We start from the raw sequence: 17,095 nt of genomic DNA on the forward strand, positions 1-17,095 counted from the left end.
AAGGTCCGCTCGACTTGCATGTATTAGGCACGCCGCCAGCGTTCGTCCTGAGCCAGGATCAAACTCTCCAATAAAGTTGTTTCTTTATCGAATGAGCTGATTGCTCAACTATACTTTGCTGACGAGAATTTCTTCTCTTAGTCACTTTGCGTGACCCGCTTTATCACTCGTTGTTCAGTTTTCAAAGGACAATTCTCTCAAAAGCCACTCGCTCAGCGGCGACCTATTTAAGATAACACAACTTGATAAAGGAAGTCAACCTATTCTATCTGTATTTTATACCGGTAAATAATTACTCAAATCAGCGTGATCTTTAAGGCAGCCAACATAGCCATTCCCGGAAATCCCAGCAAGGTCACAGTACCGACTGTTGCCGCATTAATTGGAAGAGTAAAAGAAGTGTATGTACTTAGCAAATTCACCCCATATAGTAGAAAAGAAGCTACCACCGCTTTAGTTCCCAACAACGCCAATGCACGCCCAGCCCGTTTATGTCTGAACAGCAGGACCAATAATCCCCCGACAGAAAGCACGAAAACTCCCCAAACAGCTACCTTCATGCTGATTCCTCCTCTTTTTCTGTTGGTTTGGTATTCTTCTTAATACGCATTAACATTGTGCCTCTTTGCCCGGCGGAGCAACATCGTATATTTTCTTTCCGCAGCTTCCATCACGGAGATGGCGTAGTCAATTTCTTCTTCTTCCTTAGCGTATTCGAACTGGAGACAGGCATTTTTCCATTCAGCTTGAGCTTGCTTTAAATCTGTTATTAACTGCAGCTTGTCTAATTGATCCGCATATGAATTTCTTTTTCCGGCTTTTTTAGGTGTAGTTATCCATGCCAACATCCCTTGATCACTCTCCTTGTAATATCGTTTCTATTCTATATTTACGGCGAAAAAACAAGGATAGAACCAATCATAGAGATAAACAAGAAGAGACCCTATTAAGGGCCCCTTCCCCAACAAAAATTACTAGACCTCCCGACGGCCTTCCAAAGCTTTGGATAAAGTAACTTCATCCGCATACTCCAGATCACCTCCAACTGGCAATCCGCGGGCAATACGTGTTACCTTAAGTCCAAAACCTTTGACAAGTCGGGATATATACATAGCTGTAGCTTCTCCTTCAATATTGGGGTTTGTTGCTAGAATCAGCTCCTGTACTTTTTCATCTCCCAGCCTTTTAAGTAATTCGGCAATATGAATCTGATCGGGCCCAATACCCTCCATTGGAGAAATAGCCCCATGCAGGACATGATAGTAGCCATCAAATTCTTTGGTTCGCTCCATTGCCGCAAGGTCTTTAGGCTCCTGAACTACACAAATGATAGAATCATCACGGGATTTGTCTTGACAGATCCGGCACGGGTCAACATCCGTGATATTACAACAAACTGAGCAATAGTGCAGGTTCCGCTTCACATTAACAAGTGCTTTGGCAAAATCGAGGACTTCCTCTTCCTTCATGCGCAGCACATGAAAAGCGAGCCTTCCCGCCGTCTTGGGACCTACCCCGGGCAGTCGGCTAAAAGCATCGATTAATTTTGATATCGGTTCCGGGTAGAACAAAGAATGATCTCCTTCTTCTAGTTAAAGTAAGTTAAAACAGCCCTGGAAGGTTCATTCCTCCAGTAAATTTCCCCATATCCTTGGCAGCCAATTCATCTGCTTTACTTAGTGCATCATTCACTGCAGCCAAAACCAGATCCTGCAGCATTTCCACATCTTCCGGATCAACAGCTTCAGGCTGGATTACGATGTTGGTGATTTTTTTATGGCCATTCGCCGTTACAGTGACTACTCCCCCACCAGCAGTACCCTCAACGGTTTTATTGGCAAGCTCCTCTTGAACTTTTACCATTTGCTGCTGCATTTTTTTCACTTGCTTCATCATTTGATTCATGTTCTGCATTTGACATTCTCCTTTAATTAATCTTCTTTAATCGTAACGAGGGATTCCCCAAATAACTGAATCGCTTCGGTAATCCATTCCTTTTCCTCAGCCAGGTTGTCATTCTCATGCTGAAGCTCCATTACCTCAGGAGCCGTTGGCTGAGGGGTGGCCTGTGCGTCTTTCCATTCTTTTTGCATGACCGTAGCGAGCTTATAAGGTTTGCCCAACACCTCTGCCATGACCTGCTCGATCAGTTGCTTATTTGCTGGCTTTTCAGTTGTATCCCGGTGCATGGCACTTTTGAATGCAACCAATACAGTCTGGTCATGAAGCGATACCGGCTCACCGTCAACCAGCCAGGCATGGACTGTAATTTTGCGCTCCTTCACCAGAGAAAGCACCTGTTCCCACTTTCCTGATACCTCTCTTATACTTTCGGGCGGAGGAACAAAAGCATCTAGCTTAACCGTAGTTTTGCGCTTACTGACAACGGGTTTGGCATTCCGGGGGATATTTCCGCCCCTGGCACTGACATTTGTTTCTGCTGAAGGAGCTCCGGCCGCCATGAGCCGATCGAGGTTTTGTTCCAATTGCTGAAGCCTGCGCATCACATTATCCGGTACCTTCAACAAATCCTGTGGGGGTGATGCCGCTTCTGAAGAAAGATTACTCGCACCCTCCGCACAATCGGCATGACAAATTTTCATAACGGCGATCTCAAGAATCGTCTGCGGCTGTACGGAAAATTTCATCTCACTCTGATATCGGCTCAGTACTTCCACAGTATCCGTCAGTTCCCGGATGGAAAAATGACCGGCCATTTGCTTCATTTGCTCGATGTTATAAATCCGGTCCGTGACGATTGCCGATTCAGGTACAAGCCGTACCATGAGCAAATCTCTAAAATATAAAATGAGACTTTCCATGCATTTGTCAGCACTTTTACCCTCCTGCATGAAAGAGTCGATAATTTCAAGAGAAGTCCCCAGATCTTTTTCTTTTACGGATCTCGCCAGCCGTTCAAACTGTTCTGAAGCGAGCCCGCCTGTCATAGCTACGACATCCGCAACCGTAATAGAACCTGCAGCGTACGAAGAGGCCTGATCCAAAATGCTGAGTGCATCACGCATTCCCCCGTCGGACAATCGACCGATATAATGAAGCGCTTCGTCCTCAACGTGGATTCCTTCCTGCTTACACACAAAACGCAGCCGCTGTACCTGTTCTTCCAAGGATATTCTGCGGAAATCAAAGCGTTGGCAGCGTGAAATAATCGTAGCTGGCAGCTTGTGAGGCTCTGTTGTAGCCAATATAAAAATGACATGCTCCGGGGGTTCTTCCAGCGTTTTCAACAGCGCATTGAACGCTTCCGTAGTCAGCATGTGGACCTCGTCAATGATGTATACCTTATAACGGACTTCCGTTGGCGCATACTTGACTTTGTCCCGGATATCCCGGATTTCTTCCACGCCCCGGTTCGAAGCCGCGTCGATTTCGATTACATCCATAACTGCGCCCTGGGTAATCCGAATACATGCCGAACACTCGTTGCATGGCTCTTCTGCGGGACCATGCATACAGTTTACCGCTTTTGCGAAAATTTTGGCCGTACTGGTTTTTCCCGTTCCTCGGGGGCCGCTGAATAAATAAGCATGAGTAAACCGCTGCTCCCTAAGGGAGTTCTGAAGGGTCTGTGTAATATGCTTTTGCCCCACTACATCTCGGAATAACTGGGATCTCCAGGTCCGGTATAATGCAATATGTGCCATTTTGCCCCTCTCTAATCATTCCTATGAGCAGTAATGCATTTATTATACTATAACCGGACAAGTGATAAAACAAAACCATTAAGGATAAGGCAAACTAACTGTAAAAGTTGTACCGAAACCTTTGGAGGAAACCCTGATATGCCCTCCCATATCATGGACTATCTGCTGACATACGGAAAGTCCAAGGCCTGTCCCTTGTTCTTTTGTCGTAAAAAAGGGATCGAAGATTTTATCCAGCACAAATACCGGAATACCGGGTCCGTTATCGCGAATTTCTATATTTACCCTTTTCTCGTCTATGTTCACTTTTTCTATGATCATAAGCTTGCCTCCGTTTGCCATGGCCTCAATCCCGTTTTTACATATATTTAAAAAAACCTGCTTAAGCAGTTCTTGATCAGCAATGACAGGAGGTAGTGAAATAGCCGGCTCATAGACCAGCTGTACATCATGCAATATTGCCTCATTATTGATGATAGGAAGGAGACCTTTTATCACAGAAGGCAAATCAACCGGTTTGTATACCACATGCTTTGGTTTACTGAGAAGTAGAAATTCGTTCACCAGATCGTTTACCCGATCGATTTCAGCCAACATAATATCCGTAAATCCTTTTTCTTTGCACATGCCCTGTTCTGTAAATGATTTGTTCAGCATTTGTAAAAAACCTTTAATAGAAGTAAGGGGATTGCGGATTTCATGAGCTGTCCCTGCCGCAATTTGGCCAATCATAGCCAATCGGTCACTGCGTTGAACCTGTGCTTCCAGGGAACGAAGATTCGTTACATCCTTAAACATAAGGTAAGCCCCCACAATTTGACCTTCATGATCACGAAGAACATTGGAGTCCAATAAAAGTTCAAATCTTTTTTGGTTATTAGTCCAGGAGAGAGCATGATTTCTAACGACCATTCCCTCCAGGATATTCCTCTGAACTAGACGGTGTTGGGGAGGAATAGAAGCGAAGATTTCATCCATGGAGCGGCGGATTATTTTCTTTTTGGATAATCCGAGTACACGACAGGCCATTTCACTGATATCTATCAGTTTAAAATCCGTATCGATCAACAACACCCCCAAATTCACATCCTGCAAAAAAGCATCCGCAAAACGCTGCAAAAGAGAAAGCTGCGTATGTTTATAAGGATTCCCGAACAATAGAAGAAAACTGGGTTTCTGCTTCACCTTGACGGAAAATAAAGTGCATATTTTTTGGGCAAGGCTGCCGTCTCTCATTCGCAGGTGCAGAATCGGGGCAGGCTCTTGATCTGACCTCGCCAACCTCTCCCATAATTCTGGCAAAGAACAGTCTGATACCACCCCTTGGATGGTTTGACCGATAAGCTCTTTTTCAGAGTAACCCGTTTCTTGCAGAAATCTAGTACTCACGTGTATAATCTGACCTTCTTCTCTTACGATCAGTACAGGATTATGATTGAACCTAGAGAGCTGTACATCTGCATGATCTAAAAGAAATTCAACCTTCATAGAATTTGCTGATGCCAATCCAGGCCCTCCTTTCGTTCCTTCACAATAAGATTAAGTTACAATAATATCCTAAGTAGTTAATATTCTCCTAAAAATGAGATTTACCCTGCCGCAGAGACGAAAAAGCTGATTAAGTAGGGGATTATTTTATAAAAATTGACTCATCATTACAATGAAATGGTCAAAATCAATTTTTATCCATCAAAAAAAGCTTCCTTACCGGAAGCTTCTTCATTCTATGTAAACCGTGCACCTGCTATTGATGCAGCAGTCCAAGCGTACTCTTATCGTTAGCTCAAGTTAGGTAACCCTTCGGCACATGAGGCATCTTGCTTACGGCTGCTTCCTTCCGGACCTGACCGGATTCACAAGCTCTCATTGCGAAGGACCCGACTCTCAACACCACGTGTAAAAGCCAGACCTTACACTGACTGCACCGCTAGGCAGGAGTTCAACCCCGCTACAGCGGATTGCGAGTTACAGGGCACCGCTACCTCCCCGTCTAGCACGGCAAGATTAAGTATAGCTGATTACCGGCCAAATATCAACTGCAGGGGACATATTGGCAGTACGATCCATAGCTGTCCCGGATCATCCCGGACAAAAATACCCCCTTAGGCTGCAAATACATCTATCTGTACTTCTAGCACGCCAAGGGGGTTTCTCTTATACTTATTGTGGCGAATGAAATCACGACAATCTTATAGACCGTATTTCTTTTTGAACTTATCTACGCGACCACCAGCATCAACGAATTTCTGCTTACCAGTGAAGAACGGGTGGCAGTTTGAGCAAATCTCAACACGCAGGTTTTCTTTGACAGATCCTGTCTCGAATGTGTTGCCGCATGCGCAAGTAACAGTGGTTGCATGATATGTCGGATGAATACCTTGTTTCATCTCGTTCACCTCTTTCTGCCCTGGATCATTTGCTGAACCAGAGTTTAAATTGACATATGAAACAATTATAGCATGTATGATTACCTGGAGGCAAGTATCTAAATGGATGAATCTATATGAATCCAAGCGCCAGGTCCGTATGTTATTTCGTTTTATTTAGGAAGCAGAATTTCGCGTTTTATTTCTGGTTGTCCCGTTTCCGTTACACTCCAGATTCTCAAGGAATTCGACGTTCGTTTTAGTATCGGATAATTTTTTCATGAACATTTCTGTATATTCATGAGAATCGTTCATACTCTTACGCAATGCCCATACTTTATCAAGCTCATCCTTGGATAGAAGCATTTCTTCACGGCGGGTGCCGGACCGTCGGATATCGATAGCAGGGAAGATGCGTTTTTCAGCAAGTTTACGGTCCAAATGAAGCTCCATGTTACCGGTTCCTTTAAATTCCTCATAAATAACGTCATCCATTCGGGATCCCGTCTCGACAAGTGCAGTTGCCAGAATGGTGAGGCTTCCGCCCTCCTCAATGTTCCGCGCGGAACCAAAGAAACGTTTGGGGCGATGGAAGGCTCCGGGATCAATCCCCCCTGATAAAGTACGTCCCGAAGGAGGAACTACTAAATTATAAGCCCTGGCAAGACGGGTAATGCTATCCAGCAGGATAACCACATCTTTTTTATGCTCTACTAGACGCTGTGCACGTTCAAGCACTAACTCGGCTACTTTTATATGATTCTCCGGCAATTCATCAAAAGTAGAGGCCACAACTTCCCCGTTGACCGAGCGCTGCATATCAGTTACTTCCTCCGGACGCTCGTCAATAAGCAGAACAAATAATTCGATCTCAGGATAATTAGTTGAAATGCTGTTAGCGATTTCTTTAAGCAGTAGGGTTTTGCCCGCTTTTGGAGGAGCTACAATAAGTCCCCTTTGACCAAGGCCGACGGGGGCCAACAAATCCATAGTTCTTGTTGAAAGTTTTTCAGGAGTGGTTTCCAGAACGATTTTTTTCTCCGGGTAGAGAGGGGTTAACGCAGGGAAATGTAAACGTTCAGATGCCGTATCCGGGCTTTCCCCATTGACAGCATCTACATGAAGCAACCCAAAATAACGTTCGTTTTCTTTTGGAGGCCGGCATTTACCGGATACAAGGTCTCCGGAACGGAGATCAAATTTGCGAATTTGAGAAGCGGAAATATAAATATCTTCCGCACTCGGCAAGTAATTGATCGGCCTCAGGAAGCCGAAGCCTTCAGGAAGAACCTCCAGCACTCCTTCCATGAACAAAAGACCGCCTTCCTCCGCTTGAGCACGGAGGATGGCAAAAATCAGTTCTTTCTTTTTCATTTGGCCATAATAAGGAATCTGATACTTCTTGGCCAATTTGTATAATTCCGTTAGTTTAAGCACCTCTAGTTGTGCTAGATGCATCTCCATCTTTTCAACCACCAAACTATTAATTTTTCTATCATCCATTTATAAAATAAAATCTATATAACTATATAAATACCACTATATAAATGGGGTAATAACTGGGTATAGTATTAGCATTTCCTAAACCATTTTGTGTTATTCCTCGTGTTCCCTCCAAATTTCTGCACCTAGCTTCGAAAGGTTCGAAACCAAGTTTTCATAGCCTCTATCAATAAATTCTACTCCAGTCACTTCTGTAACCTGCCCTGACGGGACAACTAATCCGGCAATAACAAGGGAAGCGCCTGCGCGTAAATCCGTGGCTTTGACTTTAGCGGAACTTAACGGTCCGCCTTCTACTACAGCAGATCTTCCTTCAACCTTTATTTTAGCTCCCATCCGGATAAGCTCAGGAATTTGTTTAAAGCGATTGCTGTATACATGGTCAGTTATAATACTAACTCCACTCGCTTGAGTCAAAAGGCTTGTCATAGGTGATTGTAGGTCTGTGGCGAAACCGGGGTAAACAAGTGCTTTTACATCAATAGGCTCATAATGCGGGGTCCCGAATACTCGAATGGATTCATCCATCTCTTCAATCTGGACACCCATTTCCTGAAGCTTGGCTGTCAAAGCCTCCATATGCTTCGGAATAATATTATCTACTGTGACATCTCCGTGGGTAGCTGCAGCAGCGATCATATAAGTGCCCGCTTGAATCCGGTCGGGAATGATCGAATGGCGGCAACCGTGAAGAGCATCTACACCTTCAATACGGATCGTCTCCGTCCCCGCCCCTTTAATTTTGGCCCCCATGGAATTAAGCAAAGTGGCTACATCTATAATTTCAGGCTCTTTGGCCGCGTTTTCAATCAGAGTAAAACCTTTTGCGCGTGAGGCGGCAAGCATGATATTAATGGTCGCACCCACACTAACCATATCCAAATAAATCTTGGCTCCACGGAGCTGTTTAGCACGGATAAACAAAGCGCCATTCTCATTGCTGATTTCCGCACCCAATGCTTCAAACCCTTTGATATGCTGATCAATAGGTCTCGGTTCAAAATTACAACCGCCTGGAAGCCCGATAACTGCTTCTCCAAATCGTCCAAGCATGGCTCCCATCAAATAATAAGAGGCCCGGAGTTTTTTGACATTGCCGTTTGGCATGGGCATCGCTTTCATGTGGCTCGGGTCAATCATCATTTGATCTCCGTCCCACTTCACATCTGCTCCCAAATCACTAAGGATTTCCGCATATATAGCCACATCACTCAGTAGAGGCAGATTGTCTAATGTAACGGTCGTTTCCGCAAGAATTGCAGCAGGAATAAGAGCAACGGCACTGTTCTTGGCTCCGCTGATCTGAACCGTTCCTTTAAGCGGACGGCCGCCTGCAATCATCAGTTTCTTCATAATCGGTTTTCTTCCCCCTACTTTCGTTGCATAGCTGTCGTTTCTCAGCAACTTGCCGGTAAAAAGATCTATATGATAAAAATCGCTAAGATATCTACATGAGCATAACACGGAAAAACGGAATCAAGAAAATCATAAACAGAAGAGGGAAATGCAAGGGTCTTGCATTTCCCGTCTTTTTTGTGAGTTGTTAAAAAACGTTCAAAGATTAGGCTTGGTTGGCACTGCCGAACAGCTCGATTTTGGCCTTAACCACTTCAATCATAGCGCTGCGTGCAGGAGTGAGGTATTTACGAGGGTCGTATACTTTAGCATCTTTGTTCAATACATCACGAATCGCTTGAGTAGCGGCCACCTGATTTTCGGTATTCACGTTGATTTTTGCCGCACCCGCTTGAATAGCCTTTTTAATCATTTCATCAGGTACGCCAGATCCGCCGTGAAGAACTAGAGGCGCCGGAATCGCATTGGATACTTCCTCAATGATGTCAAAATGGATGTTCGGTTCACCTGCGTACATACCATGTGCGGTACCTACTGCAATTGCCAACGCGTCCACACCGGTTTCTTCATAGAAACGGATGGCTTCCGCCGGTTTAGCCAGAGAAGCATTTGCTTCATCCACGCTGATATCATCTTCTGTACCACCGATTGTTCCAAGCTCCCCTTCAACGGAAACGCCCATAGCATGAGCAGCTTTTACAATTTCTTTCGTTAAACGAATATTCTCTTCATATGGATGATGAGAACCATCAAACATAACTGAGCTAAACCCGGCACGGATACACTTCATAGCCACGTCAAACGAGCTGCCATGGTCCAGATGAAGCGCGATTGGAAGACCGGATTTCTTGGCAGCTGCTTCAGCCAAGGCTACAGTGAACTCAATGCCCATATATTTAAGAGCACCTTCACTCACACCGAAGATGAATGGAGAATTGAGTTCCATAGCGGCTTCAGTGATAGCTTGTGCGAATTCAAGATTGTTCATGTTGAACTGGCCAACGGCATATTTGTTGGCTTTGGCTTTTGGCAGGAATTCATTCATTGATACTAATGGCATGGTTTTTTCCTCCTACGGGTCATTTTTACTGTCATACATAAGATGCGCTGCCGCTCTTTACGTCATACCGTGTTATTATATCATATAAATAAACAAATTGATAATTAAGCTTAATTCATAATATTTTTTCTCCAGATCAGGATCCAAGTGACTGACCCGTACTTTCACTAAGTTGCTGTTGAACCGCCTGTCTCATTTCATCAATATCAAAAGGTTTGGTGAAATGCATGATAGCTCCCAGTTCTGTAGCCTCCTTAATCATGTCGAGTTCTCCATAAGCGGTCATCATAATGACTTTTATGGAGGAATCGATGTTCTTAATATGCTTTAGTATATCTAGCCCATCCATTCCCGGAATTTTCATGTCCAAAAGTACCAGATCAGGAGCTTCTTTCCTTACAATCTCCAGAGCCGTTTTGCCGTTAGGGGCCTGGAAAGTCTCGTACCCTTCGTTGTTAAATACTTCCATCAGCAAGACACGAATACCATTTTGATCATCGACAATTAGAACCTTATTCTTCAAAGTGACTCCTCCCATCTCCGAATCAACAGTCCAATTAAGGATACATTCGCCTTTTCTCTAAAATATCCTTCTTAAGGAAAATCTTCTACTTTCTTAATCATATCAAAAAAAGCCCGAACAGAAGACTGTTCAGGCTTTTGGATCAATGATTGCGCTGGAAAGCGGCTTTAACAAATTCACGGAACAGAGGCTGTGGACGATTTGGTCTAGAAGTGAATTCCGGATGAAACTGAACTGCTAAAAACCAAGGATGGTCCGGCATTTCCACAATCTCAACCAGACGGCCGTCCGGTGAAGTTCCGGAGATTTTAAGACCGGTTGATTCAATCCGCTCACGGTATTCATTGTTAAATTCATACCGGTGACGGTGTCTTTCGTATACAAGCTCGTCCTGGTAGCAGTTGCGGGCAAGAGACCCTTCCGCCAGCTTGCATGGATATAGGCCTAAGCGCATAGTACCGCCCAAGTTTTCGATATCTTTTTGCTCCGGCAATAAATCGATAACTGGGAAAGGGGTAGTTGGATTGATTTCGGAACTGTTGGCACCATCCAGACCTGCAACGTTCCGTGCATACTCAATTACGGCCACCTGCATACCAAGGCAAATGCCGAAGAAAGGAATCTTCTTGTCACGCGCATACCGGATAGCTGTTACTTTCCCCTCGATGCCGCGGTCGCCAAAACCTCCGGGAACCAAAATCCCATCTACACCGTCAAGCATTTCTTCTACATTATGATCATATAAATGCTCGGCATTTACCCATCGGATTTTCACCTCGGTATTATTAACAATTCCCGCGTGCCCCAGGGATTCCACCACACTTAAATAAGCATCATGAAGGGCCACATATTTACCTACAATCGCAATCTCGGTTGTATGCTCCAGAGACTTGACACGTTTCACCATAGCTTCCCATTCGGTCATATCAGGCGCATCGGTTTTGTCCAGTTTAAGATGATTCACCACGATGTCATCCAGCCCCTGCTCACGCAACATCATCGGCACTTCGTACAAAGTATCAGCGTCCCGGCACTCTATTACCGCATTTGCATCTACATCACAGAACTGGGCGATTTTATGCTTAAGGTCTTCCGCCAGAGCATGCTCCGTACGGCATACGATCACATTCGGCTGGATTCCGATGCTTCTTAATTCTTTTACACTGTGTTGGGTAGGTTTGGTCTTCACTTCTCCAGCTGCCTTGATATAAGGTATCAGCGTTACATGAATGTACATTACATTCTCGCGGCCTATGTCACTTTTAATTTGCCGAATGGCCTCCAAGAAAGGAAGGCTTTCAATATCCCCAACGGTACCGCCAATCTCGGTAATGACTATATCTGACTGGGCTTCTTTACCGGCACGGAATACCCTGTCTTTAATTTCGTTAGTAATATGGGGGATAACTTGAACTGTTCCCCCAAGATATTCCCCTCTGCGCTCTTTGGTAATGACTGAGGAATACACCTTCCCTGTTGTAACATTAGAGTTTTTGGACAGATTAATGTCAATAAAACGTTCATAGTGTCCTAAGTCGAGATCGGTTTCCGCACCATCATCCGTTACAAATACTTCCCCGTGCTGATAAGGGCTCATCGTGCCTGGGTCCACGTTAATGTACGGGTCAAACTTTTGAATAGTCACTTTAAGACCGCGATTCTTCAGCAGCCGACCCAAAGAAGCTGCCGTTATCCCTTTACCCAAGGAGGAAACCACGCCTCCTGTTACAAAAATATATTTTGTCATGATATACCCCTTTCCCGCTTGATTCTACCAAGCCTTAATCAATATATAGTCCAGTCGCCTCAAGCTGCTTAATCCTTAATTTAGCCAAATTCAGGTTTTGCAAACTGGGAGACAAGCTTATAAAAATAACCAGCCACTTACGTCATGAAGAATCATGAAAAAGTGGCGCAAAAACAAAAAAAGTGACACCCGTAGTGACGGGGCACTTTTCATTTTCAGAACTTCATTCTTAGTTTACATTTAACGAAAAACTTCATCGTCTCAATGACGGCAAAGCGTTTTCTCTTATATGAAAATTCAAGTTTCTTTTGAAGCCCATGCAATAGTGTACTCTGCCGCAGGTCCCCTTGTCAAGGACAGACCGGCATTTAATTATTTCTCTTTCTCTTCGTCTTCCCCCAGGTCTTCCTCTTCATCCAGATCCTCGTCCTCTTCATCGACTTCTACCTCTTCGTCGATTTCGTCATCAAGATCCTCGTCCTCAAAGAACTCGCTATCTTCCGCTTCGCCGTCCTCACTATCGTCGAAGTCTTCGCCTGCATCAAAGGATTCGTATTCTTCCTCCGCATAAACCTCTTCGTCCAGATCATCATCGTCATCATTTATGATTCTAGGACGCTTTGTATTAGCCACGGCATCTTCGGATTTTTCAACCGGATACCATCTTTTCAACCCCCATAGATTTGTGCCTACGCAGGCAAAACGGCCGTCAATATTTATTTCTGTATATAGTTGGGCGATAACGTCCATCGTTTGTTCTTCAGTAAGCCCTTTAATCTTTGCCACTTCCGCCATTAAATCACGGTAGTAAAATGGGGTATTCACTGCTTTTAAAACAGCAAATGCAATATCCACCATCGGCATTTCACGAGCCTGTTCTTCATTTAATTTGAGTGTATATTGGCTACTCATGTAAGCACATCCCTTCAACCTTTTCACATTTGGGGCATTTTGCATCTCAAAATGCGGATTCTTTATCTACCATATCCCATATCTTCATTAAGTAAAACCTATTTTATGTAAAAATGCAACCTTCACATGAACGGTTACCAAAAACGCTGCCAGAGCTCGATAGATGCTCGGTTTTCTTCCTCTCAAGATAGGAAAAGCGAAGGTTTCCCTTCGCCCCCGACTGTACCCTCCGAGCAGCAAACCCGTTTTCGTCTGCCCGCCCTTATAATGAGGATGGAGACTCGCCGTTCAGTCTCTACTTCATCCTATGTGGGAGTTTACCCATTGACACGGCACTCCACCTATTTATTGTGGAAAAAGGCCATTCACACAGACCCTTCCTATAACGTGGACATAGAATAAGGCATCGACAGCATTCTGAAGTTATCCGTTGTACGGGGGGAATGGGCGTTGGACTACTCTTTACCGTTTGTTGAGCTATTACACGATCAGATGCAGGCGGGACCCCGGGCGAAAAAACATATTATCCATTTCCGAAGCAAAAAAGAGTTCCACGCGTGTCTCGAAGGGTTGAAGCGTTACAAAACGTCTAATTCCACTCTATTCTCTGTTCGCAGCTTAAAACTGATTCATGCGATCTCATGTCCACTATTATCCGAATCCAAATTACTAAAACATCCTTCTATAGCAGGATTTGAAGAAGATTATCAAGTAACTGTCCATGAAGTTCGCAAGTCGAAAAAAAAGCTGGCCGAACGCTCCTCCCTGGCTACCGGTTCACAGATTATCCCCTGGGGGGTCAGCCATATCAGGGCTCCAAGAACTTGGCCACGCACCCAAGGTAAGGATGTCCATATTGGAGTTATTGATACAGGCATTGATTACAGCCATCCGGATTTACGGCAATCCATATCCAGGGGAATTAATCTCGTCCATAGACAGGCCCTCCCACATGATGATAACGGACATGGGACACACATTGCCGGAACCATTGCCGCGTCAAGTACCCATTCGGGTATTCTCGGGGTAGCTCCCAAGGCCCGCATTCATCCGGTTAAGGCATTTGATCATAACGGGAGCGCCTATGTATCGGATATTATAGCGGGTATAGACTGGTGTGTACAGCAAAATCTGGACATCATTAATATGAGTTTTGGCATGAAAACTTACAGTAAGTCTTTGGAGCAGGCCGTGTTAAACGCCTATAATTCAGGGAAAATCATTGTAGCGTCCTCAGGTAATGACGGCAAAAAAGCGACGATCGATTATCCAGCACAGCTCTCTCATGTTATTTCTGTCGGCGCTATAACAAGCAATAACAAAGTGGCTTCGTTCAGTAATCGCAGCAATTTGATTGATATTTATGCGCCTGGTGAAAAAATATATTCAGCCTGGCTGGGAGGCAAATATAATGAATTGAGCGGAACATCTATGGCAACGGCCCACGTCAGTGGTGTCATTGCCTTAATCCTTGCCATAAAACCTGACCTCAAACTTATGGCGGTTAAAAAGTTGTTAAAACGAAGTTCCCTAACAGGAAATAAATCGAGGAATACAACCGTTGAAATACGAAGGCTTCACGCCCGCAGAGCTGTACTGGCAGTGATAAAGAAGACCTAGATGCCCGAACAGGCCGGCCATGTCTAGCCCGCCTGTTCGGGGTTTAGGCTTTGCCGTAGATTTCTCCGAACGGCAAAGCCTAAACAGGACCGGAGGCTCTTGTGAGATCGAGTCTGCGGTCCTGTTTTAATGGTGGTCGGTACGAGCATAGGGAAAGCGCTACATGCGCTCCGGAACCGATACGCCCACCGCTGCCAAGACGTTGCGGAGCACAACGCGCAGGGCGGCCAGAAGGGCCAGCCTTGCTTGTGTTTGTGCCGCATCGTCCGTGATCACACGCTCCGCCTTATAGTAGCTGTGGAACTGGCTGGCCAGTTCGTACACATAGCGGATCAGGCGGTGCGGAGCGTACTGCTCCGCTGCAATGGCAACTTCCTCAGGAAGCTCAGCCATTTTGCGCAGCAGGTCGAATTCTGCTTCAGCGGTCAGCCTGGATAAATCCGCCTGGCCGGCCGGCAGCATTGAAATCCCTTGTTCCTCCGCCTGGCGGAAGATGCTGCAAATACGGGCATGAGCATACTGTACATAAAACACCGGATTTTCGTTGGACTTAGAAATGGCCAGGTCCATGTCAAAATCCAGGTGAGAGTCCATGCTGCGCATGGTGAAGAAATAACGGATGGCGTCCACGCCCACTTCATCCATCAGATCTTCCATCGTTACAGCCTTGCCGGTACGCTTGGACATCTTGACCTTCTCGCCGTTTTGGAACAAGCTGACCATTTGCGCGATCAAGACGGTCAGTTTATTTGCATCATAGCCGAGAGCCGTCACGGCAGCCTTCATACGGGGAATATATCCATGGTGATCAGCCCCCCAGATATTGATGATTTCATCATATCCGCGTTCATATTTATTACGATGATAAGCTACATCCGGAGTGAGATAGGCATAGGTCCCGTCGTTCTTGATCAGCACCCGGTCCTTGTCATCCCCGTAATCCGTAGTTCGCAGCCAGGTCGCACCGTCCTGCTCAAAGACATGTCCATTATCCTTGAGCTGCTTTAATACATCATCGATCATGTTATTCTCATAAATGGAAGTTTCGGAAAACCATTCATCAAACTTGACCCCAAAACGCCCCAGGTCCCGTTTGATTTTATCCAGTTCTTTCTCCAGCCCGTACTTGCGGAAAAAAACAAGACGTTCCTCATCATTTAGTGCAAGCAGACGGTCCCCTTCAGCCTTGGCCAGTTCCTCCGCGAAGCCCTTAATATCTTCCCCGTAGTATCCGTCTTCCGGCATTTCGGCTTCTTGACCGAGCGCCTGGCGGTAGCGGGCTTCAATCGATTTGGCCAGGTTCAGCACCTGGTTACCGGCATCGTTAATATAATATTCCCTTGTCACCTCGCAGCCTGCCATTTCCAGCACGTTACAAAGCGCATCCCCTACTGCAGCTCCCCGGGCATGTCCCAAATGAAGAGAACCGGTAGGGTTGGCCGATACGAATTCAACCTGGACACGTTTTCCTTTTCCCATGTTGATTTTTCCGTAGCTGTTCCCCTGCTCCAGAACTTGTCCTATAACCTGATATAAGTAACTTTTGTTCATACGGAAATTAATAAAGCCAGGCCCTGCAATCTCGACTTCATCAATATAAGCCGCCTCTTTATCCAGATGGGCAATCAATTTCTCCGCAATCTGGCGGGGGTTTTGTTTGGCAATCCGGGTTAGCTGCATCGCAATGTTGGTAGCAAAGTCCCCGTGTGCTTTATCCTTAGGTACCTCAAGAGTTACAGCCGGCAGCTGCTCAATGTCCACAATCCCGGCTGATACCACCGCATCCGCGATCGCCTTTTTGACAGAGGTTTTGACCTCATTTAACACGTTCATCCTTTATCCTCCTGAATGACTAACTTTAATGTATAAGTGCCCGCATGCTCTTCCATTACATGCAGGTCGTACTCCCACTCCAGACTTCCCAGTCCCGCGGACAGGTTTTGACGGATCCACCGGGTTTGCGTTTCCAAACTCAGCATTCCATGCTGGGTCTCATAATAACCATTTCTCTTTCCTCCATGAATAAAGGTTTGCTCCGAACGGATATCTCCGTGGCGGATGAGTTTGATCTCCTGCCCCCCTATTTTCACGGTAGTCAGTGTGTTTCCCATCTCCAGGGATGGCTCCCGGTATCTCAAATAGATTTGCCGGCCTTTGAAAAAAAGTTCGCCGGAAACGCGCTGGATCAAGTTATGCCCGTCCTGCCTGCTGTCAATCCGGACAAGCACTTGCTTCTTGCTCGTCATATCTACTGCTCCTGTCTGGCCGTCTTTTAGATTTTAGTGTATAGTATAGCGTCCGGAAATTCAATCACAGCCTTCACTTCAATTGATAAACCGTATT

16 protein-coding genes, 1 rRNA gene and 1 other RNA gene (1 of these 18 cut by a window edge) are annotated in these 17,095 nt (G+C 45.4%); 1 reads left to right on the forward strand and 17 read right to left on the reverse strand.

All coding sequences use genetic code 11. From position 1 onward, the window contains the following. From BXP28_RS15685 to rpoE, 15 genes are all read right to left on the reverse strand, one after another. A 16S ribosomal RNA gene (locus tag BXP28_RS15685) occupies positions 1–74 on the reverse strand (it extends 1,481 nt beyond the left edge of the window). A gap of 222 nt (positions 75–296) precedes the next feature. Continuing rightward, positions 297–560: a pro-sigmaK processing inhibitor BofA family protein gene (locus BXP28_RS15690; RefSeq protein WP_024095410.1), complete on the reverse strand. Its 264-nt coding sequence runs from the start codon at positions 558–560 to the stop codon at positions 297–299. Between the two features lie 39 nt (positions 561–599). After that, positions 600–848: a DUF2508 family protein gene (locus tag BXP28_RS15695; protein ID WP_024095411.1), complete on the reverse strand. Its 249-nt coding sequence runs from the start codon at positions 846–848 to the stop codon at positions 600–602. A 126-nt stretch (positions 849–974) separates the two neighbouring features. Next, complete coding sequence (recR, locus tag BXP28_RS15700; protein WP_024095412.1) at positions 975–1,571, reverse strand: recombination mediator RecR; 597 nt, start codon at positions 1,569–1,571, stop codon at positions 975–977. A 31-nt stretch (positions 1,572–1,602) separates the two neighbouring features. Then, complete coding sequence (locus tag BXP28_RS15705) at positions 1,603–1,914, reverse strand: YbaB/EbfC family nucleoid-associated protein (RefSeq protein WP_023485246.1); 312 nt, start codon at positions 1,912–1,914, stop codon at positions 1,603–1,605. A gap of 17 nt (positions 1,915–1,931) precedes the next feature. Beyond that, complete coding sequence (dnaX, locus tag BXP28_RS15710; protein ID WP_036655786.1) at positions 1,932–3,665, reverse strand: DNA polymerase III subunit gamma/tau; 1,734 nt, start codon at positions 3,663–3,665, stop codon at positions 1,932–1,934. 78 nt (positions 3,666–3,743) lie between these two features. After that, positions 3,744–5,171: an ATP-binding protein gene (locus tag BXP28_RS15715; protein WP_024095414.1), complete on the reverse strand. Its 1,428-nt coding sequence runs from the start codon at positions 5,169–5,171 to the stop codon at positions 3,744–3,746. 227 nt (positions 5,172–5,398) lie between these two features. Further along, positions 5,399–5,664: signal recognition particle sRNA large type (gene ffs / locus BXP28_RS15720), an RNA gene on the reverse strand. A 190-nt stretch (positions 5,665–5,854) separates the two neighbouring features. After that, positions 5,855–6,052, reverse strand: a complete 198-nt coding sequence (gene rpmE / locus BXP28_RS15725) for a 50S ribosomal protein L31 (RefSeq protein ID WP_024095415.1) — start codon at positions 6,050–6,052, stop codon at positions 5,855–5,857. 156 nt (positions 6,053–6,208) lie between these two features. Beyond that, positions 6,209–7,495 carry a transcription termination factor Rho gene (gene rho, locus BXP28_RS15730; RefSeq protein ID WP_036655785.1) on the reverse strand — a complete coding sequence of 429 codons (1,287 nt, stop codon included), beginning with the start codon at positions 7,493–7,495 and terminating at the stop codon, positions 6,209–6,211. A gap of 132 nt (positions 7,496–7,627) precedes the next feature. Beyond that, positions 7,628–8,887, reverse strand: coding sequence for a UDP-N-acetylglucosamine 1-carboxyvinyltransferase (gene murA / locus BXP28_RS15735; protein WP_036655783.1), 1,260 nt, complete (start codon positions 8,885–8,887; stop codon positions 7,628–7,630). Between the two features lie 208 nt (positions 8,888–9,095). Continuing rightward, complete coding sequence (gene fba / locus BXP28_RS15740; protein ID WP_036655777.1) at positions 9,096–9,950, reverse strand: class II fructose-1,6-bisphosphate aldolase; 855 nt, start codon at positions 9,948–9,950, stop codon at positions 9,096–9,098. 136 nt (positions 9,951–10,086) lie between these two features. After that, complete coding sequence (locus BXP28_RS15745; protein ID WP_272871306.1) at positions 10,087–10,419, reverse strand: response regulator; 333 nt, start codon at positions 10,417–10,419, stop codon at positions 10,087–10,089. 196 nt (positions 10,420–10,615) lie between these two features. After that, positions 10,616–12,220, reverse strand: coding sequence for a CTP synthase (gene pyrG, locus BXP28_RS15750; protein ID WP_023485239.1), 1,605 nt, complete (start codon positions 12,218–12,220; stop codon positions 10,616–10,618). Between the two features lie 372 nt (positions 12,221–12,592). After that, entirely contained in the window at positions 12,593–13,132 is a 540-nt protein-coding gene (gene rpoE, locus BXP28_RS15755; RefSeq protein ID WP_023485238.1) for a DNA-directed RNA polymerase subunit delta, read from the reverse strand. Positions 13,133–13,582: 450 nt separating this feature from the next. On the opposite strand from rpoE, the gene BXP28_RS15760 reads away from it, so the two are divergent. Continuing rightward, positions 13,583–14,752, forward strand: coding sequence for a S8 family peptidase (locus BXP28_RS15760; RefSeq protein WP_024095419.1), 1,170 nt, complete (start codon positions 13,583–13,585; stop codon positions 14,750–14,752). 159 nt (positions 14,753–14,911) lie between these two features. On the opposite strand, the gene argS is transcribed toward BXP28_RS15760, so the two are convergent. Beyond that, positions 14,912–16,585, reverse strand: coding sequence for an arginine--tRNA ligase (gene argS / locus BXP28_RS15765; RefSeq protein WP_077585129.1), 1,674 nt, complete (start codon positions 16,583–16,585; stop codon positions 14,912–14,914). Beyond that, entirely contained in the window at positions 16,582–16,998 is a 417-nt protein-coding gene (locus tag BXP28_RS15770) for a YwiB family protein (RefSeq protein WP_023485235.1), read from the reverse strand. Before BXP28_RS15770 ends, argS begins: the two co-directional genes overlap by 4 nt. Between the last annotated feature and the right edge of the window lie 97 nt (positions 16,999–17,095).

The sequence above is a fragment of the Paenibacillus larvae subsp. larvae genome, assembly GCF_002003265.1.
Taxonomy (GTDB): Bacteria; Bacillota; Bacilli; order Paenibacillales; family NBRC-103111; genus Paenibacillus_H; species Paenibacillus_H larvae.

What these genes read in the sequence shown, in the direction of transcription:
- BXP28_RS15695 (WP_024095411.1), bottom strand. Translation starts at nt 848, where the DNA reads ATGTTGGCATGGATAACTACACCTAAAAAAGCCGGAAAAAGAAATTCA.
- BXP28_RS15770 (WP_023485235.1), bottom strand. Translation starts at nt 16,998, where the DNA reads ATGACGAGCAAGAAGCAAGTGCTTGTCCGGATTGACAGCAGGCAGGAC.
- BXP28_RS15690 (WP_024095410.1), bottom strand. Translation starts at nt 560, where the DNA reads ATGAAGGTAGCTGTTTGGGGAGTTTTCGTGCTTTCTGTCGGGGGATTA.
- rpmE (WP_024095415.1), bottom strand. Translation starts at nt 6,052, where the DNA reads ATGAAACAAGGTATTCATCCGACATATCATGCAACCACTGTTACTTGC.
- argS (WP_077585129.1), bottom strand. Translation starts at nt 16,585, where the DNA reads ATGAACGTGTTAAATGAGGTCAAAACCTCTGTCAAAAAGGCGATCGCG.
- dnaX (WP_036655786.1), bottom strand. Translation starts at nt 3,665, where the DNA reads ATGGCACATATTGCATTATACCGGACCTGGAGATCCCAGTTATTCCGA.
- BXP28_RS15745 (WP_272871306.1), bottom strand. Translation starts at nt 10,419, where the DNA reads ATGGAAGTATTTAACAACGAAGGGTACGAGACTTTCCAGGCCCCTAAC.
- rho (WP_036655785.1), bottom strand. Translation starts at nt 7,495, where the DNA reads ATGGAGATGCATCTAGCACAACTAGAGGTGCTTAAACTAACGGAATTA.
- pyrG (WP_023485239.1), bottom strand. Translation starts at nt 12,220, where the DNA reads ATGACAAAATATATTTTTGTAACAGGAGGCGTGGTTTCCTCCTTGGGT.
- rpoE (WP_023485238.1), bottom strand. Translation starts at nt 13,132, where the DNA reads ATGAGTAGCCAATATACACTCAAATTAAATGAAGAACAGGCTCGTGAA.
- murA (WP_036655783.1), bottom strand. Translation starts at nt 8,887, where the DNA reads ATGAAGAAACTGATGATTGCAGGCGGCCGTCCGCTTAAAGGAACGGTT.
- fba (WP_036655777.1), bottom strand. Translation starts at nt 9,950, where the DNA reads ATGCCATTAGTATCAATGAATGAATTCCTGCCAAAAGCCAAAGCCAAC.
- BXP28_RS15705 (WP_023485246.1), bottom strand. Translation starts at nt 1,914, where the DNA reads ATGCAGAACATGAATCAAATGATGAAGCAAGTGAAAAAAATGCAGCAG.